General features: G+C 68.9%; 26 protein-coding genes. 20 read left to right on the plus strand and 6 right to left on the minus strand.

Translation table 11 applies throughout. The features are described 5' to 3' along the window. On the plus strand, positions 1-2,526 hold a 2,526-nt coding region (locus LB310_RS14175; RefSeq protein WP_301155269.1), incomplete at its 5' end, for an AAA family ATPase. 59 nt (positions 2,527-2,585) lie between these two features. Here the strand turns inward: LB310_RS14175 and LB310_RS14180 are convergent. After that, on the minus strand, positions 2,586-2,936 hold the full coding sequence (locus LB310_RS14180; RefSeq protein WP_087192125.1) for a hypothetical protein: 351 nt from the start codon (positions 2,934-2,936) through the stop codon (positions 2,586-2,588). A gap of 108 nt (positions 2,937-3,044) precedes the next feature. On the opposite strand from LB310_RS14180, the gene LB310_RS14185 reads away from it, so the two are divergent. From LB310_RS14185 to LB310_RS14205, 5 genes are all read left to right on the plus strand, one after another. Beyond that, positions 3,045-3,446, plus strand: a complete 402-nt coding sequence (locus tag LB310_RS14185) for a PadR family transcriptional regulator (protein ID WP_278805433.1) — start codon at positions 3,045-3,047, stop codon at positions 3,444-3,446. Next, positions 3,427-3,984, plus strand: coding sequence for a DUF2812 domain-containing protein (locus LB310_RS14190; protein WP_087192111.1), 558 nt, complete (start codon positions 3,427-3,429; stop codon positions 3,982-3,984). Before LB310_RS14185 ends, LB310_RS14190 begins: the two co-directional genes overlap by 20 nt. 54 nt (positions 3,985-4,038) lie before the next feature. Further along, complete coding sequence (gene ftsY, locus LB310_RS14195) at positions 4,039-4,959, plus strand: signal recognition particle-docking protein FtsY (protein WP_278805434.1); 921 nt, start codon at positions 4,039-4,041, stop codon at positions 4,957-4,959. Positions 4,960-5,133: 174 nt separating this feature from the next. After that, positions 5,134-6,549, plus strand: a complete 1,416-nt coding sequence (gene ffh / locus LB310_RS14200) for a signal recognition particle protein (protein WP_087192109.1) — start codon at positions 5,134-5,136, stop codon at positions 6,547-6,549. 50 nt (positions 6,550-6,599) lie between these two features. After that, the gene (locus tag LB310_RS14205) at positions 6,600-7,112 is read left to right on the plus strand and encodes a ClbS/DfsB family four-helix bundle protein (RefSeq protein ID WP_278805435.1); all 513 of its coding nucleotides are present in this window, start codon (positions 6,600-6,602) and stop codon (positions 7,110-7,112) included. 50 nt (positions 7,113-7,162) lie between these two features. Here the strand turns inward: LB310_RS14205 and LB310_RS14210 are convergent, their stop codons facing one another. From LB310_RS14210 to LB310_RS14230, 5 genes are all read right to left on the minus strand, one after another. Next, positions 7,163-7,786, minus strand: a complete 624-nt coding sequence (locus LB310_RS14210; RefSeq protein ID WP_096228422.1) for a hypothetical protein — start codon at positions 7,784-7,786, stop codon at positions 7,163-7,165. Then, on the minus strand, positions 7,783-8,478 hold the full coding sequence (locus LB310_RS14215; protein WP_301155270.1) for an ABC transporter ATP-binding protein: 696 nt from the start codon (positions 8,476-8,478) through the stop codon (positions 7,783-7,785). The genes LB310_RS14210 and LB310_RS14215 overlap by 4 nt, the downstream gene beginning before the upstream one ends. A 13-nt stretch (positions 8,479-8,491) precedes the next feature. Beyond that, a complete protein-coding gene (locus tag LB310_RS14220) occupies positions 8,492-9,970 on the minus strand; it encodes an ABC transporter permease (RefSeq protein WP_278805437.1) in 1,479 nt (492 codons plus the stop codon). A gap of 80 nt (positions 9,971-10,050) precedes the next feature. After that, positions 10,051-11,274 carry a cell wall metabolism sensor histidine kinase WalK gene (locus tag LB310_RS14225; protein WP_278805438.1) on the minus strand — a complete coding sequence of 408 codons (1,224 nt, stop codon included), beginning with the start codon at positions 11,272-11,274 and terminating at the stop codon, positions 10,051-10,053. Continuing rightward, positions 11,261-11,932, minus strand: a complete 672-nt coding sequence (locus LB310_RS14230; protein ID WP_301155271.1) for a response regulator transcription factor — start codon at positions 11,930-11,932, stop codon at positions 11,261-11,263. The genes LB310_RS14225 and LB310_RS14230 overlap by 14 nt, the downstream gene beginning before the upstream one ends. 182 nt (positions 11,933-12,114) lie before the next feature. Between LB310_RS14230 and LB310_RS14235 the strand changes: the two genes are divergently transcribed. The 14 genes from LB310_RS14235 (at position 12,115) to LB310_RS14300 (ending at position 25,663) form a co-directional block, all read left to right on the plus strand. Continuing rightward, entirely contained in the window at positions 12,115-12,810 is a 696-nt protein-coding gene (locus LB310_RS14235; RefSeq protein WP_123674147.1) for a response regulator transcription factor, read from the plus strand. Further along, positions 12,807-13,985, plus strand: a complete 1,179-nt coding sequence (locus LB310_RS14240) for a sensor histidine kinase KdpD (RefSeq protein WP_301155272.1) — start codon at positions 12,807-12,809, stop codon at positions 13,983-13,985. Before LB310_RS14235 ends, LB310_RS14240 begins: the two co-directional genes overlap by 4 nt. A 63-nt stretch (positions 13,986-14,048) precedes the next feature. Beyond that, the gene (locus LB310_RS14245) at positions 14,049-14,822 is read left to right on the plus strand and encodes an ABC transporter ATP-binding protein (RefSeq protein ID WP_096228429.1); all 774 of its coding nucleotides are present in this window, start codon (positions 14,049-14,051) and stop codon (positions 14,820-14,822) included. A gap of 13 nt (positions 14,823-14,835) precedes the next feature. After that, positions 14,836-17,277, plus strand: a complete 2,442-nt coding sequence (locus LB310_RS14250) for an FtsX-like permease family protein (protein WP_096228430.1) — start codon at positions 14,836-14,838, stop codon at positions 17,275-17,277. A gap of 294 nt (positions 17,278-17,571) precedes the next feature. Further along, entirely contained in the window at positions 17,572-18,078 is a 507-nt protein-coding gene (locus LB310_RS14255; protein WP_096228431.1) for a GNAT family N-acetyltransferase, read from the plus strand. 391 nt (positions 18,079-18,469) lie between these two features. After that, a complete protein-coding gene (gene rpsP / locus LB310_RS14260; protein WP_087192343.1) occupies positions 18,470-18,715 on the plus strand; it encodes a 30S ribosomal protein S16 in 246 nt (81 codons plus the stop codon). Between the two features lie 5 nt (positions 18,716-18,720). Continuing rightward, positions 18,721-18,975 carry a KH domain-containing protein gene (locus LB310_RS14265; RefSeq protein WP_087192342.1) on the plus strand — a complete coding sequence of 85 codons (255 nt, stop codon included), beginning with the start codon at positions 18,721-18,723 and terminating at the stop codon, positions 18,973-18,975. Further along, positions 18,976-19,497 carry a ribosome maturation factor RimM gene (locus LB310_RS14270; RefSeq protein WP_096228432.1) on the plus strand — a complete coding sequence of 174 codons (522 nt, stop codon included), beginning with the start codon at positions 18,976-18,978 and terminating at the stop codon, positions 19,495-19,497. Positions 19,498-19,535: 38 nt separating this feature from the next. Continuing rightward, positions 19,536-20,291, plus strand: a complete 756-nt coding sequence (gene trmD / locus LB310_RS14275) for a tRNA (guanosine(37)-N1)-methyltransferase TrmD (RefSeq protein ID WP_096228433.1) — start codon at positions 19,536-19,538, stop codon at positions 20,289-20,291. A gap of 30 nt (positions 20,292-20,321) precedes the next feature. After that, a complete protein-coding gene (gene lepB, locus LB310_RS14280) occupies positions 20,322-20,894 on the plus strand; it encodes a signal peptidase I (RefSeq protein WP_096228434.1) in 573 nt (190 codons plus the stop codon). Positions 20,895-21,076: 182 nt separating this feature from the next. After that, a complete protein-coding gene (lepB, locus tag LB310_RS14285; RefSeq protein ID WP_096228435.1) occupies positions 21,077-21,649 on the plus strand; it encodes a signal peptidase I in 573 nt (190 codons plus the stop codon). 67 nt (positions 21,650-21,716) lie between these two features. Further along, positions 21,717-22,679, plus strand: a complete 963-nt coding sequence (locus LB310_RS14290; RefSeq protein WP_087191641.1) for a glycine--tRNA ligase subunit alpha — start codon at positions 21,717-21,719, stop codon at positions 22,677-22,679. Next, on the plus strand, positions 22,672-24,762 hold the full coding sequence (gene glyS, locus LB310_RS14295) for a glycine--tRNA ligase subunit beta (protein WP_123674150.1): 2,091 nt from the start codon (positions 22,672-22,674) through the stop codon (positions 24,760-24,762). Before LB310_RS14290 ends, glyS begins: the two co-directional genes overlap by 8 nt. Positions 24,763-24,766: 4 nt before the next feature. After that, positions 24,767-25,663, plus strand: coding sequence for a pyruvate, water dikinase regulatory protein (locus LB310_RS14300; protein ID WP_087191639.1), 897 nt, complete (start codon positions 24,767-24,769; stop codon positions 25,661-25,663). Positions 25,664-25,680 lie beyond the last annotated feature (17 nt).

The following is a 25,680-nucleotide window of genomic DNA, read 5'->3' on the forward strand; positions in this document are numbered from 1 at the left end:
GCCGAGCGCGAGCGCGCCGACGCCGACGTGGCGCGCCTTGCCGAGGAGCACGCGTCGCTCACCGAGCGCCACCGCGCGCTCGACCGCGAGGCGGCCGCGCTCACCGAGGCGCGCCGAGGTGCCGAGCGCGCGCAGGAGCAGGCGCGTCGCGAGCTCGCGGCCACGCAGGAGTCGCTGGCCAGCGGCCTGGCGCACGTGAAGCTCATCGAGGGCCACGGAAAGGAGCTGGAGCTGCAGCTCCAGCGCTCGCAGACCGATGCCGCAGCGCTTGCCGAGGCGGCCGCGGCCGCCGGCGCGGCGCTGGAGGCGCTCGCCGACCGCGAGGCGGCGGCGCGCGGGGCGGTGAGCACGGCGTTCGCCGCACGCGAGGCCGCCCGCACCGCGCTCGAGGAGGCCCGCGACGAGGCGTCGCTTTTGGCCTCGGAGATCAAGGGGCTCGAGGAGGTGGAGCGTGCGAGCGCCGCCGCAGGGCCCGCCCGCGCCTGGCTGCTCGATCACTCCGACGAGCTGTCCTGCGCCTTGGCACCGCTCTCGCACGTGCTGCGGGCCGAGGCGGGGTCGGAGGCGCTCGTGGAGCGCCTGCTGGGCGGCGACGTGGCGGCGCTGCTCGTGGACGAGACCGCTGGAGCGGCCGCCGTGGCGGCCGCGCTCGCATCCTGCGACGAGCAGGGCGAGGTCGTGCTCGTGGCCCGCGACGACGCCGCCGGGCCCGGCCACGCCGCCGACGAGCTGCCTGCACGCGCCGCCGCGTCGGCCGGGCTCGGGCGCGCGCTCGTGGACGGGCTGTCGTACCCGCCCGAGGCCGCCCGCGCCGTGGAGGCGCTGATGGGCGACGTGGTGGTGTGCGACGGCCTGGACGCTGCGCTCGCCGCCCATGCGCGCGACGCCTTCGGCGCCCGCTTCGTCACGGAGGACGGCTGCGTGGTGTGGCCCGGGGGCAAGGTGACGCTCGGCGCCGCTGCAGCCGACGATGCCGAGGGCGTGCTCGCCCGCGCCCGGCGCCTCGACGGTTTGCGGGCCCGCCTCGCCGAGGCCGACGCCGCCCGCGACTCGGCCCAGCAGGCGTCCGCCGCGGCCGAGGAGGCGCTGCGGCAGGCCCAGGGCGAGAGCCTGCGCCTGTCCCAGGAGCTGGCCGAGCTGCGCGGCAAGACGGACGCCGCCCGCGCCGACGCGCGCCGCGCCGAGGAGAAGCTGGCGGCCGTGCGGCGCGAGTTCGAGGACATCGAGCGCCAGCGCGCCGAGGCCGAGCGCACCGTGGCCGAGGCGCGGCCGTCGGTGGAGGCCCTGGAGCAGCGCCTGGCCGGCCTGGCCCAGCAGCTGGAAGACGATACGGCACGCCTCGCCGAGGCGCAGGACGCCGTGGTGCCGCTGCGGAAGCAGGCGGCCCAGGTGCGCGACGCGCTGGCAGAGGCGAAGCTCAAGGCGGCCACGCTCGCCGAGCGCGAGACGTACACGTCCCGCGTGGCGGATGCGCGCGCCCGCGAGATCGAGCAGGCGGCCGCGGCCGACGCCGATGCCCGCGAGGGTCTGCTGCGCAAAGTCGTGGCGCAGCGGCGCATCGAGCCCTTGCTCGCGATCATGGAGGAGCTCTCGGACAGCGCCCGGCGCCGTACGCGCGCGCTCGAGGAGGCTGCGAACGCCGCCCAGGACGCCGCCGGGGGCATGCACCAGGCGGCCAACGAGGCCCGTGCCGCCGCACGCTCCGCGCACGACGCGTTCGACGAGGCCAACGCCCGCATGGGCCAGGCCCGGGTCGACAAGGGCCGCCTGGAGGTGCAGGTGGAAGGGGCGGTGAACGCCATCGTCCACGACTGCAAGGTGCCGCTCGACCATGCTCTCGCGCTGCCCGCGCTAGACGACCGGGGCGCGGTGGAGGACCAGGCGTTCAAGCTGCGCCGCCGCATCGCCAACATGGGCACCATCAACCCCGATGCCGCCGACGAGTACGAGCGCCTCAAGGAGCGCTACGACTACCTGGCCGCCCAGCTGGCCGACCTCGACGGCGCGCGCCGTGCGCTCGGCAAGATCGTGCGCGTCATAGATGCCCGCATGAAGGACGACTTCGTCCGCACGTTCGACGCAGTCAGCAAGAACTTCAGCGAGATCTTCGCCGTGCTGTTCCCGGGCGGCTCGGCCGAGCTCTCGCTCGTTGACCCCGACGACCTGGAGAACACGGGCGTGGAGGTGACGGCGCAGCCGCGCGGCAAGCGCATCACGAAGATGATGCTCATGTCCGGCGGCGAGAAGTCTCTCACGGCGCTCGCGCTCTTGTTCGCGGTGTACCGCATCCGCACGACGCCGTTCTACATCCTCGACGAGGTGGAGGCCGCGCTCGACGACTCGAACCTGCGCCGCCTCACGTCGTACCTGGAATCGCTGCGCGACACCACGCAGCTCATCATGATCACGCACCAGCGGCGCACCATGGAGATGGCCGACGTGCTGTTCGGCGTGTCCATGCAGGCCGACGGCGTGACGAAGGTGGTCAGCCAGAAGCTCGAGCACGCCTTGCGCCACGCGGAATAGCGCAGCGGCCTGCGTGCGGGGAGCGGGCGATGGCCGCGCCCCCGCCGCGGCCGCTATTCCTACTTCGCGATCAGGTAGACGATGTTGGCGAGCGCCCAGACGAAGAACAGCACGCAGTTGGCCCTCGCCAGCACGTTGAGCACCTTGTTCGACAGTTTCTCGCCTTTGACCAGCACGTCCGCGTTCAGCAACGAGAAGAAGAGGATCATGAGCGAGTAGCTGTTCATGTTGCCCTCGTTGCCCGTGGCCAGCGAGTAGACGAAACCCGCCCATATGAAGGGCAGCATGACCAGGGTTATCGCCTGGAACAGGCTCGCATCCTGCCGCTTGCGAAACTCGGGGTCCTTCCGCTGCTCGAACCAGCCCTTCGCCTGCCCGCTTGCAGCAGCTTCCAAATGCTCTTCAGCCATGATGAGACGCTCCATTTCCAGATAGAGTATAGTGGGAACCGAAAGTATTCGCTTGCAAGCAGGCTGATTGTAGCATAGTATCCATCATTGATATAGTAGAGGAGCGAAATGGCGAAGAGGAGCCCGTACGAGACGGGGGAGCTGTCCGACAGCATCTTCCTCATCCTCTTGGCCACGCTCGAGCCGGTGCATGGATACCGCATCATGCAGGGCATCAAGGAGTCCACGCAGGGCACGGTGGATATCGGGCCGGCCACCATGTACACGACGCTCAAGAAGCTCAAAGGCGCGGGCTGGATCGCGGAGATCGCCGACGCGGCCGAGGGGCCCGAGGGGGAGAGCCGCATCCGCTACGCGGCAACCGACGAGGGACGCGCGGTGCTGCGGCGCGACTTCGAGCGGCGCCGACGGCTGATGGTGCTCGCCGAGGGGCTGTTGGGCGGGAAGGACGGGAGCACCGCGGACATCGGGGCGATGGGCGAGGGGGAGCATGGCGAAGACGACCTATAGAATGTGCGGGGGCCTTGCGGTGATGCCGGGCCATGACATGGCGATGCTCAAGAGGATGAGCGCGAAGGGCTGGCATGTGACAGGTGTCAACCGGGCGCTCCTGTACCGTTTCGAGCGCGGCGAGCCGCACGGCTTCGACTACGCGGTGGACTTCCAGCGCGACTTCTCGGAGGAAGCGCGGGAGCTGTACGGCCTCGGCGGCTGGGAACCCGTCGTGCTGGGGCCCGGCTGGCAGATCGTGCGCGCCGAGGCCGGCACCACGCCGCTGTACACCGACGACGACGCGGAAGCGGAGACGCTTCGGGAGAGCCGGAAGGGGCTGGGCCTGCGCGCGCTCCTCTGCGCGGTTGCCGCGGCGTTGCTCTTCGTGCTCCAGTCACGGCTTTCGGCCCAGGGCAACGAGCCGGCGTCGTGGGCCTGCCTCGCGGCGTGCATGGTCCTCGCGGCCGGCTTCGTCTTCTCGCTCTTCCCCTTCGTCGGGTATACGCGTTCCTTGCGCAAGATCCACGCCGAGCAGGAGGCGGACCCGCGCTGCTGACGTGCGGCCCCATTTGGGATACACTGTTCAGGTTGTTGAGAAAGGAGCCCGCACATGGGATTTTTCGATAGGATCAGCGAGGGGCTCTCCCGCTCGCGCGACAAGTTCAAAGAGCAGATGAACGTCCTCCTGGACCGCGGCCCGGATCTGGACGACGAGTTCTGGGATGGCCTGGAGGAGACGCTCATCCTGGCCGACATCGGGGGCGCGGCGGCCAGCGAGATCGTGGAGAATTTGCGCGACCAGGCCACGAGACGGGCGCTGCCCGATGCTTACGCCGTGCTCGACCTGCTGAACGACCAGATAGCCTCCACGTTCACGTCCGGCGGCGAGGACGTGTTCGGCGGCGGGCCGGCCGTGGTGCTGTTCGTGGGCATCAACGGCACGGGCAAGACCACCACGGTGGGCAAGCTGGCCAAGGAGGCCACGGACGCGGGCCGCACGGTGCTCCTGGGCAGCGCCGACACGTTCCGCGCGGCGGCCATCGAGCAGCTGGAGGTGTGGGCGCGGCGCGCGAACGTGCCCGTGTGCACGCGCGAGCGCGGCAGCGACCCGGCGAGCGTCTGCTACGACACCCTCGAGCGCGCCGAGCAGGAGGGCGCCGACCTCGTGCTGGTGGACACGGCCGGGCGCCTGCACACGTCGGCCGACCTCATGCGCGAGCTGGAGAAGGTGGTGGCCGTGGTGCGCAAGCGCTCGAATCTGCCCGTGTTCACCGTGCTCGTTATCGATGCCACCACCGGCCAGAACGGCCTTCAGCAGGCACGCGAGTTCGACCGCGCGCTCGATCTGGACGGCGTGATCGTCACGAAACTCGACGGCACCGCGAAGGGCGGCATCGCGCTGGCTGTGAGCCACGAGCTGGAGCTGCCCGTGCTCAAGATCGGCGTAGGAGAGGGCCTCGACGACCTCAAGGACTTCGACGCGCACGACTTCGCGCGCGCCCTCGTCGGCGACTTCGACGAGCGGGGCTAAGAGCGCATGGGGTCTGGTGCTCGGTAGAACCATGGCACTGCGAAGGCCGTATTCGTAATTGTTCGGAAGACCACCCCCAGTCGTTGAAAAGGTGAAGTTCGCGTCCGCATGCGTCGATCAAGTATAATCTCCCATTAAGCGTACGACATGACCGACCGATGGGAGCGCACTTCCATGCTCGAGAACCTCTCCGAACGCCTTCAGGGCATATTCAGCGGGCTGCGCGGCAAGGGCCGCCTGACCGAGGACGACATCAACGACGCCATGCGCGAGATCCGCATGGCGCTTCTGGAAGCCGACGTGAACTTCAAGGTGGTGAAGGGCTTCATCGCCCGCACGAAGGAGCGCTGCCTGGACGCGGAGGTGCTCGACTCGCTCACGCCGGCGCAGAACGTCATCAAGATCGTGCTCGACGAGCTCACCGAGCTCTTGGGCCGCACGGACAGCAAGCTCGTGCTCTCCAGCCGCATTCCCAACGTCATCATGCTCGTGGGCCTGCAGGGCTCCGGCAAGACGACGGCCGCCGCGAAGCTGGCCTACCGCCTGAAGCAGGAGAACCACTCGCCCTTGCTGGTGGCCTGCGACGTGTACCGTCCCGCCGCGGCCGACCAGCTGCAGACGCTCGGCGGCGAGATCGGCGTGCGGGTGTACCGCGGTGACGGCCAGGACCCGGTGCGCATCGCCACCGAGGGCATCCAGGACGCCATCGACAACCTGCGCGACGTGGTGATCGTGGACACGGCGGGCCGCCTGCACGTGGACGACGAGATGATGGACGAGGCCGAGGCCATCAAGCGTGCGGTCAAGCCCGACCAGATCCTCATGGTGGTGGACGCCATGACCGGCCAGGACGTCGTGAACGTGGCTGCCGCCTTCTCCGAGCGCGTGGACTTCGACGGCGTGATCATGTCGAAGATGGACGGCGACGCCCGCGGCGGCGGCGCGCTGTCCATCAAGCAGGTCACGGGCAAGCCCATCAAGTTCATCTCGTCCGGCGAGAAGCCGGACTCGCTCGAGGAGTTCCACCCCGACCGCATGGCGAAGCGCATCTTGGGCATGGGCGACGTGGTCAGCCTCATCGAGAGCGCCGTGAAGGTGCAACAGGAGGAGGTCGAGCAGGAGCAGGCCGAGCGCATGATGCGCGCGAACCTCACGCTCAACGACTTCATCGACATGAACCGCCAGATCCGCAAGATGGGCGGCATTTCCAAGCTGATCAGCGCATTGCCCGGCGGCGACAAGGCCATGTCGCAGGGCCAGGTGGACGAGGGCGCGCTCGACCACATGGAGGTCATCATCAACTCCATGACCAAGGCCGAGCGCGAGAAGCCCGACCTGCTGAACGGCTCGCGCCGCGCGCGCATCGCCGCCGGCGCGGGCGTGACCGTCTCGGACGTGAACCAGCTGATCAAGAAGTTCAACGAGACGAAGAAGATGATGAAGAAGATGATGCCCGCCGTGGAGGACCTGCAGGGCGGCAAAAAGGGGAAGAAGGGCAAGAAGGGCCGGCGGCGTCGCATGGGCCTGCCCGGCATGGGCGGCATGAGCATGGCCGACATCAAGAAGCTCCAAGACATGATGGGCGAATAGGCATGATGCGGCGGCAACGGGGCCGCCGCATTCGTTTGAGGAGGGGCGCTATGCAGGGTTACGAGAGCAAGGAAGCGCTGATCGCCGAGATCCGGAAGACGGCCGGGCTGTTCGCCGCGGAGTTCGACGACGTGGCCGAGGCCGACGCCGACTCGACGGTCGAGGGCGTGGACCGCACGCCGCGCGAGATGCTGGCCTACCAGCTGGGGTGGATGGGGCTGTTGCGCGGCTGGGACGCCGACGAGCTGGCCGGCATGGACGTGGCCATGCCGGCGCCCGGCTGCAAGTGGAACCAGATGGGCGTTTTGTACCAAGGCTTCTACGACGAGCATCGCGCGGAACCGTTCGAGCACCTGAAGCGGTCGTTCGAGGACGACGTGGACGCGCTCGTGCAGTGGGTCGACGGGTTCTCCGACGAGGAGCTGTTCGAGCCGGGCGGCAGGGCCTGGGCGCAGTCGACCCCTTCGAACTGGCCGGTGTGGAAATGGATTCACACGAACACCGTCGCGCCGTTCAAATCGTTCCGCAGCAAGATCCGCAAATGGAAGAAGGCGCGCGTTTAAGCGACGTCGGGCGATGCCCCGAGGGTCGCGCGCTTCTGCGTGCTGCGCTGTCAGCGGGTGTACACGCTTCTGAGCGCTTGGTCGAGCGATACGGTCTGGCGCACGGCGAACAACCGGTTGAGGTCGGCGCAGTATACGGAGGTATCATCGTCTCCGGTGTTCTTGCGGCCTTCGGTGTCCTTCTTATCCTGTGGGTCGCGCTCTTGGCCGCTTAAGTCGTTCGACGCTCTGGGTGTCCCAGTGCTTTGCGTCCCACTGTCCTGTGGTGACTCGGCCTCCTGAGTGTCCTCGTCCCAAAACGCGTCCTCGTCGGTCTCTGGGTCGCCCAGTTCGCCAGCACTAACATCGTCACCGACGCTACCGCCGCTGCTATCGCCACCTGCCGCCGAGTATCGGCCGAAGCCGCGGTACACCGTCCCGGCCGCGAAGGCGAGGAAGGCGAACGCTGCGTACGACGCGCAGCCTGACAGGACGGCGTTCGCTATGGCTAGCTCGTTGCCTGCCACGGGCACACCTTGGGTCAGCTGCGCCGACACGTTCGTCCAGGTGGCAACCGCAGCGAGAACAAAACAGGCTGCGAGGATGCCGCTGGCTGCGTACGAGGCGATGGTGAAGGCCGGGATGGTGGGCACGGCGCGAGCGCCGATGCGACCTGCGCGCTCGCGGCCCCTCATGATCGGCTCCTTCCCCGCGGAGCATTTCGGCGGGAGGTCGATCCGACAACGGATGAACCGACGTCCTCTTGGCTCACCACACCTTTCTTCAACCTCAGCACGCAGTCGGCCTTGCGGGCCAGCTCACGCGAGTGGGTGACCACCACCACGCACTTCTCCATCTTGTGGGCGCAGCTGCGCAGGATGCCGGTTATCTCGGCGGCGGTGTCTTCGTCGAGGTTGCCCGTGGGCTCGTCGGCTAGGATGACGGGCGCGTCCGTCGCCAGTGCGCGGGCGATGGCCACACGCTGCTGCTGGCCGCCCGATAGCTTCAGCACGTTTCGGCGCGCCTCCTCGCTAGTCAGTCCCAGTTCTTCCAGCAGCGGGTAGGGCGACGAGCGCGTGATGAGCGCCACGTTTTCGGCCGGAGTGAGGTAGTCGATAAGGTTGAAGCTTTGGAAGACGAACGCCACGTGATGCTTGCGGTGCTCGGCGAGTCCCGTGTCGGCAATGTCCTCGCCGCTGAAGCGGACGGTGCCGCCGTCGGGTGAGTCGAGTCCGCCCATAAGGGACAGCAGCGTGGTTTTGCCGCAGCCGGACGGGCCGAGTATCGCGTAGAGCTTTCCCGGTTCGAGCGCCAGCGACACATCGCGCAGCACGGGTTGTGCGGAGCCGTAGGAGTAACGTACGTTTTCTAGTTCCATTAGGTGCATGACAGAGTCCTTTCTAGCTCATCTTCGTGAGTATTTCTTTGGGCTTGAGGCGCAGTACCGGCAGCGCAGCCGCGGCCACCGAGCCGATGATGAGCACGCCGCCCGCCAGGTAGACGCCTACGAGCGCTGCGGGATCGATGACGACCTCAATTTTCGTCATGTCGCGGTTCTGCTCGAATTTCGGCGCCATCGAGCTTGAGTTGGCTGCCATCATGCCGTCTCCGCTGCTCGTCGGCCCCTGTGCGCCTGATCCGCCCACGTCGCCCGCCTGCTCGGTGGCGTAGTCGAGCAGCTGCGCGGCCGCCGTCTGGGCCACGAGCCCGCTCGTGAAGTACGAGGCGCCGAACGCGAGCACGGCCACGAGGGCGATCTCCACGAGGTACTGCGCGACGATGGCCCGCTTGGTCACGCCGAGCGACAGCAGCACGCCGCTCTCATGGATGCGCTCGCGCACCCGTCCGGCCAGCACGAGATAGAGGATGATCGCGCCGATGACCACCATGACCGCGATGAGCCCGGTCATGAGGCTGTCCATGTTCTCGAGCGGCTCGATGACGGAATCGACGTTGCCCGTGTCCACGTCAACCGTGAAGTCGATGGGGTCGAGGCCGTCGAGGTTCTTCACTTCCTCGACGATGCGGTTCACCTCGGCGGGATCGTCCACGTGGAAGTCCACGCGCTCGTAGCTCTCGCCGCCCGTCTCGGGGCGCACGTGCTGGATGACCTCGAGCGAGGTGAACACTGCGTTGTCGATGGACCAGTTGCTCATGACGGCGCTCGCCTTGGCGGTGGGCTCGTACAGCCCCACGATCTCGACGTCTATCTTCGTGTCTTCGGGATCGATGCCGTTCATCTGCGCTTTCGTCTCGCTCTGCTGGAGAGTGAGCCTATCGCCCACCGCGAGGCCGTTCTTCTCGGCCAGCTCCTTGCTGATGAGCGCCTTGCCGGTTTCGCCGTGCTCGAGGTGCCGCCCGTCCACGAGTTTGAGAAAGCCCTGGGCGAAGTAAGAGTCGAAAGCGGTGTCGGTTGCGCCGAAGGCGGTTGAGGTCTTGTTCATGTCGCCCGACGAGGCCAGCATCGCGCCCAGCCCTCCGCCGTCCTCCGCGTCCGATTCGACGAGATCGAGATAGGCCCCCTGCTTCTTCATGAGCACGGTGGACTGATAGGATGCGTTGTAGCCCTTGATACCGTCCACGCTTCCCATGATGCGGTCGGCCAATTCCTTCGTGATGGGCTCGCCGCGATAGAACCCCTTCGAGCCGTTCGATCCCTGCTGGACCGACTCCCATTTGCTCGCGTCGCTCGTGTTCTGCTTGAGGGCGAACGACCCGCCCAGCGCCTCGCGCACGTTGAGCTGCGCGGTTTGCGCGGCCTGTTTGATGGCCAGCCCTGACAACGCCATCGTGGCGATGACGAGCAGCAGCAGGAACAGGATGAGCGTCTTGCCCCGCTTGCGCGTGAGGTACAGCAGGGCGCGTTTGCCAAGTCCCATGAAGACTCCTTTCCGTTCGGTGGAATTCCACTATCGGCCAGAAAGGCGAGGATCCGGTTGAGCGTCGGTTTAGATTCGGTTTAGATGCTGCGGCCCTTGGGGAAGCGCGCCCAGAACGTGACGCGGTCGTTCGCACTGTCGAGCGCGAAGCGGATGCCGTAGCGGTCGAACGCCGTCTTCGCGATGTAGAGACCGAGGCCGCTGCCGCCCGTTGCGCGGTTGCGCGAGGCTTCGGCGCGGAAAAACGGCTCGAACGCGCGGGCCAGCTCGTCGTCGGAGAGTTCGATGCCCGTGTTCTCCACGACGAGCGTCCCGTCGGCGAGGCGGACGGACACCTGCGCGCCGGGCGGCGAGTACGTCACGGCGTTCCCGATGACGTTCGCCAGCGCCTTGGCCACGAGCGCGCGGTTCGCCCGGACGATGGCGTCGCCCTGCACGTCGGCGTCGAATGCGAGCCCCCGCTCGGCCGCCCGCGGCGCCCACGCGTCGACGGCCTCCTGCACGAGCGCGGCCGCCGAGACGTCCTCGCAGGCGCGGTCGATGTCGTCGGCCTCCATGCCGGCGACGAGCACGATCTCGCCGACGAGCCCTTCGAGGCGCTCGGCGGTCTCGAGCGCCACCGGCAGGTGCTTGTCGCGGTCGGCGAAGTCGCCGATACCGTACAGCATGCACTCGATCTGGGCCTTGAGGGCGCACAGGGGCGTCTTCAGCTCGTGGGACACGGCGGCGAAGAAGTCGCGGCGCTGCCGCTCGGCGCGCTTGGCATCGGCCACGTCGGCGACGAGCCGGTTGATGATGCGGCTCACGCCCCAGGCCACGAGCACGGCCGCGGCGAGGATGGCCGTGACGACGGCGGGCAGCATGCTCCAGAACGCCGAAGGCAGCTCGCCGGCGGCGGGCAGGTTGGCCACGATGGTGAGGTAGCCGCTGTCCTGGTCGGCGAACCGCACGTTGGTCGACAGGGCGACGGCCGATTCGCTTCCCGTGTCCGGCTCGGTGCCGAAACGGGACGAGTCGTTGCCCACGACGAGCACGGCGGTTGCGTTGTTCTCGATGCAGAAGTCGTAGATGGGCTGGGCCGCATCGGCGTAGGGCGTTTCGGCGAGCTGCGCGCCGAGCGCGTCGAGGCGTTCGTGCACGCGCGATGTGGCCACGTTCTCGTAGCTGGCGGGCAGCGCCACGGCCACGAGCGCGTAGATGAGCGCGCTCGTCAGCGCGAGCGCGGCGGCCACGGCCAGGAACACCTTGAGTCCGAGGCGGCGCCGTCGCCTGCTCTCGTCGCTATGCCGCCTACGCCTCTCCAAGCTTGTACCCGATCCCCCGAACGGTGGCCACGAGGCCGGCGCCGAGCTTCTTGCGGATGTTCATGACGTGGATGTTGACGATCTTCGGATCGCTGGCGAACTCGTAGTGCCACACGAGGGAGAGCAGCTCGTCGCGCGTGAACACCCGGCCGGGATGGGCGAGCAGCAGCTCGAGCACGTCGAATTCGGTGCGGGTAAGCTCCACGGGAGTTCCGCCGCGGCTCGCCGTGCGGCCGGCGGGGTCGAGCGCCACGTCGCCGCAGCGCAGCAGGCTGTCGGCGCCGTCGGCCGGGGCGTGCGCCGCCCGGCGCAGCAGGGCCTCGGCGCGCCGCAGCACCACCTTCACGGAGAACGGCTTCGTCACGTAGTCGTCGGCAAGAAGCTCGAAGCCGCGCAGCTCGTCGGACTCGGCACCGAGCGCCGTGAGCATCATGACGGGGACGTCGGATTCCTGCCGTATGAGCTCGCACACGGCGAAGCCGTCGATCTTCGGCAGCATGAGGTCGAGCACGACGAGGTCGCAAGGCCGCGCGCGGAACGCCGCGATGCCCTCCATCCCGTCGGCGGCGAGCGCCACGTCGTGGCCCGCGCTCTTGAACACCTCGGCGAGCACGGTGCGGATGGCTGGTTCGTCTTCGATGATCAGCATGTGGGCCATGGGGCACCTCCTGCGCGCATGGTATCACAGCCCCTCGCTGCTGCGCCCGAACGACACAGGTTCTGCGAACGGCTCGCCGGATCCGCGCGAAACCCCCGTCCCGCGAGGGCGGTCGGCGTCGCTCCTTGCTACAATGGAGGCGTTCCGCCCGATGCGGGGAAGGGAGCGAGGGAAGGGGAGCGATGCCGAGCGTACTCATAGTCGACGACGACGCGGATCTGTCCGCCATCGTGGCGCGCTACCTCGAAAGCGAGGGGTTCGCGGTCGTGCGCGCTGCGAGCGCCGAAGAGGCCTACGACGTGCTGGGCGCCCGTCCGTTCGACCTCGTGCTGCTCGACATCAACCTGCCGGGCGACGACGGCTTCGCGGCGTGCGAGGCCCTTCGGCGCGCGAGCGACGTGCCCATCGTGTTCGCGTCGGCGCGCACGAGCGAGACGGACCGCATCGTCGGGCTCGACACGGGCGGCGACGACTACCTGCCCAAGCCCTACTCTCTGCGCGAGCTGCTCGCGCACGTGAACGCGCTGCTCAGGCGCTCTCGGGGGCGCTCCGGCGGCGCGGGACGGCCGCTCGTCGCGGGACCGTTCGCCCTCGACGAAGCCGCCGGGACGCTCGCGAAGGACGGCGTCGTCGCGGCGCTGTCGCCCAAGGAGTTCGCGCTCGCCCGCTTCCTGATCGCGCATGAGGGCGAGACAGTGTCGAAGGAGCGCCTGCTGGCCGAGGTATGGGGCGCGTTCTCGGAGGTGGAGCCGCAGACGGTGTCGGTGCACATGAGCTGGCTGCGCGCGAAGGTGGAGGACGACCCTTCCCGCCCGGCCCACTTCAAGACCGTGCGGGGGAGGGGCTACCGCTTCGACGCCGAGGGCGGCGCGTCGTGACGGCGGCTTCGCGCGAGGGCGCGCGCATCGCGCGACGGCTCGTCGGCATCGCCGCCTCCGCGACGCTCGTCCTCGCCCTGGCGGCGTTCGCGGCCACGGCCCTGCTCGCGGGCGACGGGCCGGCCGCCGAGATGCGGGCGCAGACCGTGGAGCTGAACGCGGCCCGCGCCGAGCTGCCCGAAGGCGCGGACGTGGAGGCCGCCGACGCCGCGCTCTCGCGCGCGCAGGATGCGCTGCGAGCGGCCGCCGACGCGCGCGGCGGCCTCCCCGTCGCGCTCGTCTGGGCGCTCGCCGCGCTCGGCGCGGCATTCGCATGGGGCGTCGTCGCCTACCTCTACGTCGGTGTCGTGCGTCCCTTCATGCGGTTGGAGGCGTTCGCGCAGGACGTGGCGACGGGCAACCTCGACGCCCCGCTCGCCTATGAGCGCAGCAACCCGTTCGGCCGATTCACCTGGGCGTTCGACAACATGCGCGCAGAGATCAAACGCGCCCGCGCCGCCGAGGCCGAGGCCGTGGAGCGGGGCAAGACGGCCGTCGCCGCGCTGTCGCACGACATAAAGACGCCCATCGCGTCCATCCGCGCCTACTCCGAGGCGCTCGAGCTGGGCCTCGCGCGCACGCAAGCGGAGCGCGAGGGCTACGCGCGCACCATCGCGCGCAAGTGCGACGAGGTGACGTCGCTCACCGACGACCTGTTCCTCCACGCGCTCGCCGACCTCGACCGCATCCAGGTGCGCTGCGAGGAAGCGCCCATCGCCCGCGTCGTGGCTCGGGCGGTCGCGGACTTCGACGCGGGCGGCAGGGTGACGCTCGGGCGCCTCGACGAGGCGCAGGCGAGCTGCGACCCGAAGCGCCTCGAGCAGGCGATCGGGAACCTGTTGGCGAACGCCGCCAAGTACGCGCCCGGCGCGGACGTGGAGGTGGAGGGTGTCCTCGACACCGCCGCGCGCGCCTATCGCGTGCGCGTGCGCGACCGCGGCCCCGGCATCCCGCCCGAGGACCTGCCGTTCGTCGCCGACCGTTTCTACCGCGGCTCGAACGCCGGCGATGCGCCGGGCGCGGGCCTCGGGCTGTTCATCGTGCGCTACCTGGTTGAGCAGATGGGAGGCGGCTTAAGCCTCGAGAACGCCGAGCCCGGCCTCGCCGCCGTCCTCGAACTCCCCCTCGCATCTTAAGGACGCCTTAATGTTCGCGCGGCTACGATGCCTTCCAACGAATAGGCGAGACGAGAGGGCATCATGAAGAATCCCATCATCCAAACCGAGCGGCTGTGCAAGAGCTACGCGGCCGACGGGGTGCAGACCCACGTGCTGAGCAACGTCGACCTGACGCTCTACGAAGGCGATTTCACCGCCATCATGGGGCCGTCGGGCTCCGGCAAGTCCACGCTTCTGTACTGCCTTTCCGGCATGGACGCCCCGACGGCCGGCGACGTGCGCTATCGAGGCTCGTCCATCACCGGCTTGCGCGAGCGCGACATGGCCGAGCTGCGCGCGCAGCGCTTCGGGTTCGTGTTCCAGCAGGCTCACCTCGTGTCGAACCTCACGCTGTTCGAGAACGTGGCCGTGCCCGGCTATCTGAAGGCCGGGCGCTCGGCTGCCGACACGCGCGCGGTCGCGCAGGCGTTCGTCGAGCGCATGGGGCTCGATGCCGACGCGCATCATCTTCCCAGCCAGGCCTCCGGCGGCCAGCAGCAGCGCTGCGCCGTGGCCCGCAGCGTGGTGAACGATCCCGACATCGTGTTCGCCGACGAGCCCACCGGCGCGCTCAACCGTGCCAACACGCTCGAGGTGCTCTCGCTGCTTTGCGAGCTGAACGGCAGCGGCCAGTCGATCTGCATGGTCACGCATGACGTGCTGTGCGCCCTGCGCGCGAACCGCGTGCTGTACCTGGAGGACGGCTCGATCAAAGGCGAGCTCGAGCTGCCGGCCTTCCGCGGCGACGGCGGCGGCGCCTACCTCAAGGCCCGCGACGCCCAGGTGAACGCCTGGCTGTCGTCGCTGGCTTGGTAGGGGGGTGGACGTTATGGCGCTCATGCGCACGCTCGTCGCGGCCGGCCTCAAACGGGGGAAGGGCTCGTTCGCGGGCATCTTCCTGCTCATGGCCCTCACCGCCGCTGCGCTCACCTTCACCGTGAGCATGTACGCGGACTTGAACGCCCGCGAGGAGGCCGCGCTTGCCGAGATCGGGGCGGGCGACGTGTATGCCGTCGATATGGCGACGAACCTCACTGACGAGGTGGCCGCCGAGGTGGAGGCGCTGTCCGAGGTAAGCGAGGCGCGGGTGAACGGCGCCCTCTCCGTTCCCGTGAGGTTCTACGATGCGGGCGGCGAGGCCGTGGACAAGAACCCCACCTCGGGCACCGCGCTTGTGGCTTGGGGCGACGCCCTCGGCTTCCGCCTGTTCTCCGACGACGGGACGCATCTCGTCGACGAGGCCCGCGAGCCGGGCCCCGACGAGGTCTACGTGCCGGCGTCGCTCAAGGTCGCTCCTGGCGTTCAGGTAGGCGACGAGCTGGAAGTGCTGGTGGGCGACGAGGCACGCCGCTTCACCATCGCGGGATTCTTCGAGGATCCTCAGCTTGGCACGCCGTTTCTGGAGATGAAACGCTACGTGGTGGCGCAGGGAGCCTACGACGAGGTGGGCTCGCTCGTCGACGCGACCGTCGCGCAGGGCGGCGAACCGGCCGACGTTCTTTCTTCCTCGTCGAAGATGTCGGCGTATCGCATGGCCGAGATCAACGTGCGCTTGTCGGACGAGGCCCGCGCGACGGGCACGACCTCGACCGACCTCGCCCGGCTCATCGCGGATGAGGTGGCCTGGGCGAACACGGCAACGGGCATGTTCGCCGCCGACACGCTTGCCGGCTATGCGATGATGGTCGTGGTCATCGGCGGTGCCGTCCTGGGCGTGTTCGCGCTGCTGTTGTTCGTGATAGCGCTCGTCATCTGCACGCACGCCATCGCGACGTCCATCGAGGAGGATTACGCGGACTACGGCACGCTCAAGGCCCTCGGCTTGTCGAACCGCTCGCTGCGCGGCATGCTGGGCGTGGAGTACGTGGGCGTGAGCCTTCTGGGACTCGCGGCCGGCCTCGGGTTGGGCTGGGCGCTCGTGCCTCCCGTCCTGCCGTTCTTCGCGCAATTCACCGGCGTGCTGGCGACGAACGCAGCGCCTCCTGCGGCGGCGCTGCTCCTTTTGGCGGCGCTGCTGGCGCTGGTCGCGGCCGTCGTCGTATGCAAGACGCACAAGCTCTCGCGCATCTCGCCGCTCGTCGCTTTCCGGGGCGGCGCGGCCGACGTGACGTTCCGCAGCCGGGCTGCCCGCCCGTTGGGCGGCTCCCATCTCGGTTTGGGGTTGGCCGTGCGCGCTATCGTGTCGGCGAAGCGCCGCTACGTGGGGCTTGCGGGATGCGCGCTGGTCATGTGTGCATTCATCGTGCTCGTGTTCGGCATAGGCGGCGCGCTCGGCGGCCCGAATGCGGCGAAGGAGGCTTTCGGCATGTGGACGAGCGACGTGTCGGCCACCCTCGTCTCGCCCGACGCGAGCTTCGACGAGGTGGAGCGGGTCATCGAAGAGGTCAGCCCCATAGAGAAGTCGTGGAAGGAGTCGTTCGCCATGGTGAGCTTCGGGGGCGAGAGCCACTCGTTCGCGGGCTTGAGCGACCTTTCGCTGGTGACGGGTGTGGTGGCAGGGCGTCTGCCGATTCACGACAACGAGGCGCTCATCGGCGGAAACCTTGCGAAGTCGATGGGTCTTGGCATTGGAGACGAGCTGGCTGTCGACGGGGCGGACGGCGAGGAGCGCCGCTTCGTGGTGTGCGGGCTGCTCTCCGCCATGTTCAATGCCGGCTACGGCACCATCCTCACCTACGACGGGGTGTGCGACCTGGCCGGAAAAGGCGCGGACGTCGCCGAGACGGCGCGGCAGTACGTCCTGGCCGATCCGCAGAAGGCCGACGAGGCGCGTGCGGCCATCGAGGCGCGCTTCGGCGATGCGGTGGACGCGCGGCCTGCCGGCATGTTCAGCGATACCGAGGGCATGGTCGGCCTTATCCAGCAGCTGTTCACCATCATGGGCTTCGCCATGGCGACGGTCGCCGCGACGCTCGTGTTCCTCGCCGTGTCGCTCATCATCGGGCGCATGTTCACGGCCGAGCGTCACGACTTGGGCGTGTACCGCGCGCTCGGGTTCACGACGCGCGCGCTTCGCGTGCAGTTCGCCCTGCGCTTCTTCCTCGTGGCGCTCGCGGGCTGCTCGGCGGGCGCAACGCTGGCGGCGCTCGGCGGCAGCTGGCTCATGGGGCAGCTGTTCGGCCTCTTCGGCGTTTCGCGGTTCGCCATCGACACGAATCCGCTCATGGTAGGCGGCCTCACGCTGGGCCTTTCGACGCTGTTCCTGATCGCCGCCTACGCGAGCGCCCGCAAGGTGAAGCGCGTGGACGTGCGCAAGCTAGTGGCGGAATAGTCCTGCTCCGTCGGCTTGCCGGCCGTCGGAACCGCTCGATGCCGCGGCCGGCCGTGGCGCTCCGCCTTCGCGCGATCCCGGAGACCCGCATATCTGTTGTGCGTTTCGCCTTCGCAACCCCGCGAATCTGCCGCATCACGGCCGCCGTCGCTGATTCGCTGCGCCAACCTCGCCGGATCTTGCTTCCTCCTGCTCTCGACGGTTGCCGCCGCGTCGCGTGGACGGGGAGGCAGGGCGCGGCGCCCTCTGCTATACTGGCGCCGCATGGTGAAGCCCGCGAGAAAGGATGCGCCCATGGGCCTGGAGATTCGGCCGTACCGCGAGGAGGACCTCGCGGGAATGCTCAAGGTGTGGAACGAGGTTGTGGAGGGTGGCGAGGCCTTCCCCCAGATCGAGCCGCTCACGTTGGAGACCGCCGCGGAGTTCTTCGCGGCCCAGACGCTTTCCGTGGTGGCCGACCTCGACGGAAAGGTCATGGGCCTGTACATCCTGCACCCGAACAACGTGGGGCGCTGCGCGCACGTGGGCAACGCGAGCTACGCCGTGGCCTCGAGCGTGCGCGGGCTGGGACTCGGTCGTGCCCTTGTTGAGGACTCGCTCGCGCAGGCTGCGCGCAAGGGCTTCCGGGGCCTGCAGTTCAACGCCGTGGTGGCCGACAACGCCGGTGCCATCCACCTGTACGAGGACCTGGGCTTCACCCGCGTGGGCACCGTGCCCGGCGGCTTCGTGAACTTCATGGGCGGCTATGAGGACATCCATATCTACTACCGCGACTGCGTCGACACGCGCCGTCCCTGCTGAGGCTAGGAAGGCCCCGGTCGGGGCTGCCAGGGGGAGGGAATGGCGTCGGCTCCCCGAACCGCCCTCCCGGGCTGCCTGCCGTCCCGAGCAGCGGGCAGCCTCCCGGTCGTGGCACGCCGCGGCCTTCTCGCCCGGTTCGCCAAGCCCCCCACGTGCCGAGCGCAGGGGGAGCGCCCGAAACGTGGGCTTTTCGAGGACGTGGGGGGTCGGGGATGCTGGCTTTGCGGGGGTTCGCGTACAATAGCGGGCACTACGAGACGACAATCGCTTGTCAAACGGAAGATTACGCCGTATCATAAGCAATTGCTGTTTTGCGGGAATCGTGCGCGCGCCCAGAAGGCGCCGCCCAACCCGCCCGACCTGACGTAAGAAGCAAAAGGAGTTCACCTTCATGGCAGTCAAAATTCGCCTGGCCCGCCACGGCGCCAAGAAGCGCCCGTACTACCGCATCGTCGTCGCCGACGCGCGCTGCCCGCGCGACGGCAAGTTCATCGAGGAGGTCGGCCGCTACAACCCCTGCGCCAACCCCACGATGGTGCAGTTCGACCTGGAGAAGGTCGACCAGTGGATCAAGAACGGCGCCCAGCCCACCGACACGGTGGCGCGCCTGCTCAAGAACGCCCGCGAGAACGCGTAAGCGCCATGGCCGAGCAGACGGAAGACATCGTCGGCCTCGTCGAGTCCGTCGTGCGCCCGCTCATCGAGTTTCCCGATGAGCTGCAGATCGAGGCGAGCGATGCCGAGGACGGCTCCATCCTCGTGGAGCTCCGCGTGAACGAGGAGGATGCCGGCAAGGTCATCGGCCGCCAGGGGCGGGTCATCAAGGCCATCCGCACGCTCGCCCGTGCCGCCGCGTCGCGCACGAACACCCATGTCGAAGTGGAGCTCATCGACTAGATGCGCGCTTGGACGGACGTCGCCGTACTGGCGAGAACGAAGAACCTGCAGGGAGGGTTCGTCGCGCAGAGCGCGGCGGGCCTTCCCTTTTTGCTGTCGGAGGGCCTGGAGGTGGCCTTCGTGCCGCCCGTGTCGGACGCCCCGCGCTGCGCGCGGGTGACGACCGTGTCTGCCATCGATGACCGCACGGCCGTCGTGGCGTTCGACGCTGTGGAGGGCATCGACGCGGCCGAGGCCCTCGTAGGCTGCCACTGCCTCGTGCGCCGCGCAGACTTGCCAGAGGGGGCGCTGGACGCGCATGCCGGCACCTGGGACGGCTGGGAGGTGCACGACGCGCGCGCCGGCCTCGTGGGCACGGTGGCGGGCATCCAGGAGCTGCCGGGCCAGGACCTGCTGGAAGTCGTCCCAGCGGCCGGAGGCCGGACGGTGCTCGTGCCGCTCGTCGACGCGCTCGTGGCCGGCGTGGACGAGGAGGCGCGGCGCATCGACGTCGACCTGCCCGACGGCCTGCTCGAGCTGTAGCAGCAGCGCCGCCGTACCGCCTACCGATTGGACTTCCCATGATCATCGAGACGCTTTCGACGTTCCCTTCCATGTACGACTCCGTCATGGGCGCGTCCATGATGCGCATCGCCCAGGAGAAGGGCATCATCTCGTTCAAGGCGCACGACCTGCGCGACTGGACGCACGACCGGCACCGCACGACCGACGACGACCCTTACGGCGGCGGCGACGGCCTTGTCATGAAGTGCGAGCCCCTGTTCGAGGCTTACGACGACTTGACCTGCGGAGCCGGCGCTGACGGCGAGGCCTTGCCGTGCCCCTGCACCATCTTCCTGGCCCCGCACGGCCGGCCTTTCGACGACGCGCTGGCCTGCGAGCTGGCGCGCGAGGAGCGCCTTCTGTTCGTGTGCGGCCACTACGAGGGCATCGACGAGCGCGCCTATGCGCTGGCCGACCGCACCGTCTCGCTGGGCGACTACGTGCTCACGAGCGGCGAGCTGGCCTCCATGGTGGTCATCGACGCCGTGGTGCGCAAGCTGCCCGGCGTGCTGGGGGCGCCCACCGGCGCCCAAGGAGAGAGCTTCGCCGACGGCCTGTTGGAATACCCCCAGTACACGCGTCCGGCAACGTTCCGGGGCAGGGACGTGCCCGCCGTGCTGCTCTCGGGCGACCACGGCGCCGTGGCCCGCTGGAGGCGCGAGCAGAGCCTCGAGCGCACGGCGCGCCTGCGCCCCGACCTGCTGGACGCGGCCGACCTCTCGGACGCCGACCGCAGGTTTCTGCTACACTTGGCGGACGGAAGCGGGCGCTAGGCCCGCACGGAACAGAGGGAAGGCGGGATCATGGACCACGGCCGGCATGCGCGCACGGGCGCGCCGAGGGCGCCGCGCAGGATCGTCGCGGCGCTCTGGTGGGCAGCCTTCGTCGTTGCTTTGGCGTGGCTCCAGGTCACGTTCGTGCACCAGGCCTTCGCCGTGCCCTCTGGCTCCATGGAGAACATCATCATGACCGGCGACCGCGTCTACGCTGAGAAGGTGAGCTACCTGTTCCGCGACCCCCAGCCCGGCGACATCGTGACGTTCCAGGACCCGGAGATCCCCGGCCGCGTGCTCATCAAGCGCTGCATCGCGGTGGGCGGCCAGACGGTCGACCTCGTGGACGGGCGCGTGGTGGTGGACGGCGTGGCGCTCGACGAGCCCTACACCCGCGGCCTGCCCTCCGAGCCGCTCAAGACGGCGCTCGGCGTGGAGGTGTCCTACCCCTACACCGTGCCCGAGGGGCACCTGTGGGTCATGGGGGACAACCGCACGAACTCCAATGACTCGCGCTACTTCGGCGCCGTCGGGCGCTCGTCCGTGACCGCGCGCGGCGTGGCCGTCATCTGGCCGCTGGAGGACGCCGCCCTTATCGGGTAGGGGCGCCTGCGGGCGGAGCAACGGGCGCGCGCGGGCCGTCCGCCCGGATTTCGCCCGCTGATCGGGAATTTCTGAAGAGTTTATCGAACGCGCCGGGCGTGCTGGCGCGAAGCGCTATCATATACGCTCGTGACTTCATCCGGGCGCCCTCCGCGCCCGTTCGGAAAGGATAGACAACCTTCATGGACTCCGGGCAACACGCCGAGCCGCGCCGATCGGGCGCGTTCAGGACCATCCTCAGCCTGCTGGTCATGGTGGCCTTCATCTTCGGGCTGTCATGGGCGCTGCGCACGTTCGTATTCCAGCCCTACGAGATACCCTCCGGCTCCATGGAGAACACCATCATGACCGGCGACATGGTGTTCTCGGAGAAGATCAGCTACTACCTGCGCGACCCCCAGCCCGGCGACATCGTGACGTTCCAGGACCCGGAGATCCCCGGCCGCGTGCTCATCAAGCGCTGCATCGCGGTGGGCGGCCAGACGGTCGACCTCGTGGACGGGCGCGTGGTGGTGGACGGCGTGGCGCTCGACGAGCCCTACACCCGCGGCCTGCCCTCCGAGCCGCTCAAGACGGCGCTCGGCGTGGAGGTGTCCTACCCCTACACCGTGCCCGAGGGGCACCTGTGGGTCATGGGGGACAACCGCACGAACTCCAACGACTCGCGCTACTTCGGCGCCGTCGACGAGGACACGCTCACCGGACGCGCCGCGCTCGTGTACTGGCCGTTCAACAACTTCGGCCTGCTGGACTAGCAGGCCCGCACCCAGGGATCGAAGCCGCCTCGCGCGACTGCATAGGATAGGGAAGACAAGGAGAGCCATGCCAACCGAAACCGAGCCCGCCGCCCGTGCGGCGGGGCAGGCGGCCGCCGAGGCGCTGCCGCCCACGTTCCAAGACGTCATCATGAGCCTGCAGCGCTACTGGGCGGGCGCGGGCTGCGTCATCCTGCAGCCCTACGACAACGAGGTGGGCGCCGGCACGAACGCCCCGGCCACCACGCTGCGCTCGCTGGGCCCCGACACGTGGCGCACCGCCTACGTGCAGGGCTGCCGCCGTCCCACGGACGGCCGCTACGGCGAGAACCCGAACCGCACGCAGCACTACTTCCAGTTCCAGGTGCTCATGAAGCCCTCGCCCGACGACATCCAGGAGATGTATCTGGGGTCGCTGCGCGCCATCGGCATCGACGTGGACGCGCACGACGTGCGCTTCGTGGAGGACGACTGGGAGAGCCCGACGCTCGGCGCGTGGGGGCTGGGCTGGGAAGTGTGGATCGACGGCATGGAGGTGACGCAGTTCACCTACTTCCAGCAGGTGGGCGGCTTCGAGTGCAACCCCGTGCCCGTGGAGATCGCCTACGGCCTGGAGCGCCTGACCATGTTCGTGCAGGGCGTGGACTCCATGTTCGACATCGTGTGGAGCCGCGGCGCCGACGGCGTCACGTTCACGTACGGCGACGTGTACCTGGAGAACGAGCGCCAGTACTCCACGTTCAACTTCGAGGTGGCCGACACCGATTTCCTGTTCCAGGAGTTCAACGACCGCGAGGAGGAGTGCAAGCGCACGCTCGCGGCGAACCTGCCGCTGCCGGCCTACGACAGCGTGCTCAAGTGCTGCCACACGTTCAACCTGCTGGACGCCCGCGGCGTGATATCTGCCACGGAGCGCATGGCCTACATCCTGCGCGTGCGCACGCTGGCAAAGGCCGTGTGCGCGAGCTACATGGAGCACGTGGTGGGCATGAAGCCCGCCGAGGAAGGGGAGGAGGCCGACCGTGGCTAGCCTGCATACGCTCGCCTTCGAGATAGGCACCGAGGAGATTCCCGCGTTCGACCTGCACAAGGCCACGGGCCAGCTGGAGAAGCTCGTGCCCGAGGCGCTCGACGCCGTGCGCATCCCGCACGGGACCGTGTCCGTGCACACCACGCCCCGCCGCCTCATCGTGCTGGCAGAGGACGTGGCCGACGAGACCGAGGCGCTCCAGGAGGTGTTCCGCGGCCCGTCCGCCAAGATCGCGTTCGACGCCGAGGGCAACCCGACGAAGGCCGCCATCGGCTTCGCGCGCGGCAAGGGCCTGGACGTGGAAGCGCTCGAGCGCCGCGAGGAGAACGGCGCCGAGTACGTGTTCGCTGAGCGCAGCGTGCCCGCCCGCGACGTGGCGGAGCTTTTGCCCGGCGTGCTGGAGGGCGTGATCACCGGCATCTCCTGGCCGAAGTCGTGCCGCTGGGGCACCCGCAGCGAGTTCTTCTCGCGCCCGGTGCGCTGGCTCGTGGCCCTGCTCGACGAGCGCGTGGTGCCCGTGGAGTTCGCGGGCCTCACGGCCGGCAGGCTCACGCGCGGCCACCGCTTCCTGGCCCCCGGCCCGCACGAGGTGGCCGCGGCCGCCGACCTGCTCCCCGTGGTGGAGGGCGCCTTCGTGGTGACGAGCGAGCAGGCGCGCGAGCAGCGCATCCGCGCAGGCGTGGCGGAGGCGGAGGCCCAGACGGGCTACCGTGCCGAGCTGCCCGAGAAGACGCTTCTGGAGGTGGTGAACCTCTCCGAGTATCCCACGGTGCTCGTGGGCACGTTCGACGAGGAGTTCCTGCGCGTTCCCGAGGAGATCATCGTGGACGCCATGCTCATGCACCAGCGCTACTTCCCGCTGTACGACGGGGAGGGCAGGCTCACGAACAAGTTCATCGTCGTGACGAACGGCGACCCGGCGCATGCCGCCACCATCATCGACGGCAACGAGCGCGTGGTGCGCGCGCGCCTGTCCGATGCGAAGTTCTTCTACGAGGAGGACCTGAAGCACCCGCTGGAGACGTACGTCGACCGCCTGGACGAGGTGGTGTTCCAGGAGGTGCTCGGCACCATGAAGGACAAGACCGACCGCATCGCGGCGCTGGCGCGCCACCTGGCCGCCGACGCGCAGCTGGGCGCGGCGGACGCCGCCGATGCCGAGCGCGCCGCGTACCTGGCGAAGGCCGACCTCGTGACGAACGCCGTGGTGGAGTTCACGAGCGTGCAGGGCGTCATGGGCTCGTACTACGCCGAGGCGTCGGGCGAGAACGAGCAGGTGGCCCGCGCCATCGCCGACCACTACCGCCCGCGCTTCTCCGGCGACGAGCCGCCTGCGTCCGACGTGGGGCGCGTCGTGGCCATGGCCGACAAGCTGGACACCATCTGCGGCCTGTTCGCCGTGGGCCAGGGCCCCACGGGCTCGTCAGACCCGTTCGCGCTGCGCCGCAGCGCCATCGGCATCGTGGCCATGCTGGAGGCCGGCCTGCCCGTGTCGCTCATGGGGGCCGTGGACGCCTCGCTCGCCACGTACGCGGATGCCGGCATCGGCTTCGATCGCGACGACGTGCGTGCCCAGGTGGCCGACTTCTTCGTCACGCGCACGAAGGTCATGCTGCGCGACTCCGGCGCGTCCCCCGACGCCATCGACGCCGTGCTGGCGGCAGGCGTGGAGGAGCCGGCCCAGGTCATCGCCCGCGTGCGCGCCCTCGAGGCCGCCCGCACCGGCGAGCGCGAGGCGTTCGACGATCTGGCCACGGCCTACGCGCGCGCCAACAACCTGCGCGACGCGGAGCTGGGCGAGGAGGTGGACGAGGCCCTGATGGGCGACGCCGAGCGCGCCCTCGCGTCCGCCGCGCGCGACGTGGAGTCGCAGGTGGCCGCCGCGCTCGCCGCCGACGACTACGCGGCGGCCCTCGCGGCGCTCGCCGACTTGCGCGCGCCCATCGACGCCTTCTTCGCCGACGTCCTCGTCATGGACGAGGACGAGGCCGTGCGGGCGAACCGCCTGCGCCTGCTGAACCGCTTCGTGGGCGTGTTCACGGACGTGGCCGACTTCGGCAAGATGGCGAAGGGCGGCAAGTAGCGCCATGGACGACCTCGTCTCGTACGGCACGCCGAGCGCCGGCCCCGGGGGCCTCCCCACCATACACGTGGTCAGCGACTCGGTGGGCCTCACGGCCCAGGCGGTGGCCCGCGCGGCCGCCGCCCAGTTCGGGGTCACGAACCCCGCCATCGAAGTGCTGCCGAAGGTGCGCACGTTCGAGGAGATCAAGTCCTTCATCGACGAGCACGGCGCCGTCCACCGGCAGAACTCGGGCGACGGGCGCATGCTCGTGTTCTACACGCTGGTGAACGGTCATCTGGCGGGCCAGCTGGCTGCCTATGCGGCAGCTCGCGACGACATCGTGGCGGTGGACCTCATGACCGACGCCATCGGGGCCATCGCGCGCATGACGGGGCGCGATCCGTCCACTAAGCCCGGCGGCCTGCACGTGGCCGACCAGTACTACTTCAAGCGCATCGAGGCCATCGAGTTCACCATCGCCCACGACGACGGGCGCAACCCGCAGGAGCTCTCCCAGGCCGACATCGTGCTCTTGGGCGTGTCGCGCTCGTCGAAGACGCCCACGTCCATCTACCTGGCGCAGCAGGGCTACAAGGTGTCGAACATTCCGCTCGACCCCGCCACCGAGCCGCCGCGCGAGCTGCTCGACGTGGAGCGCACGAGGCTGTTCGGGCTCATGACCACGGCCGAGGTGCTCATCGGCATCCGCCAGCGCCGCCTGGGCAATGCGAGCGTGGTGGCGTCGAGCTACGCGGATCCCGAGTACGTGTACCAGGATCTCGAGAAGGCCCGTGCGCTCATGCGCAAACTCGGCTGTATTGTCATCCACACCGAAAATCGCGCCGTTGAGGAAACGGCTCAAGAAATTTTGCGCTACTATGAGCGCGCCCACCCTCCATCCGCTGATATGATGGGCTAGGCCTGCGAACCAGCAAG

Origin of the sequence: Gordonibacter sp. RACS_AR49 (assembly GCF_030418435.1) — a bacterium.
Taxonomy (GTDB): domain Bacteria; phylum Actinomycetota; class Coriobacteriia; order Coriobacteriales; family Eggerthellaceae; genus Gordonibacter; species Gordonibacter urolithinfaciens.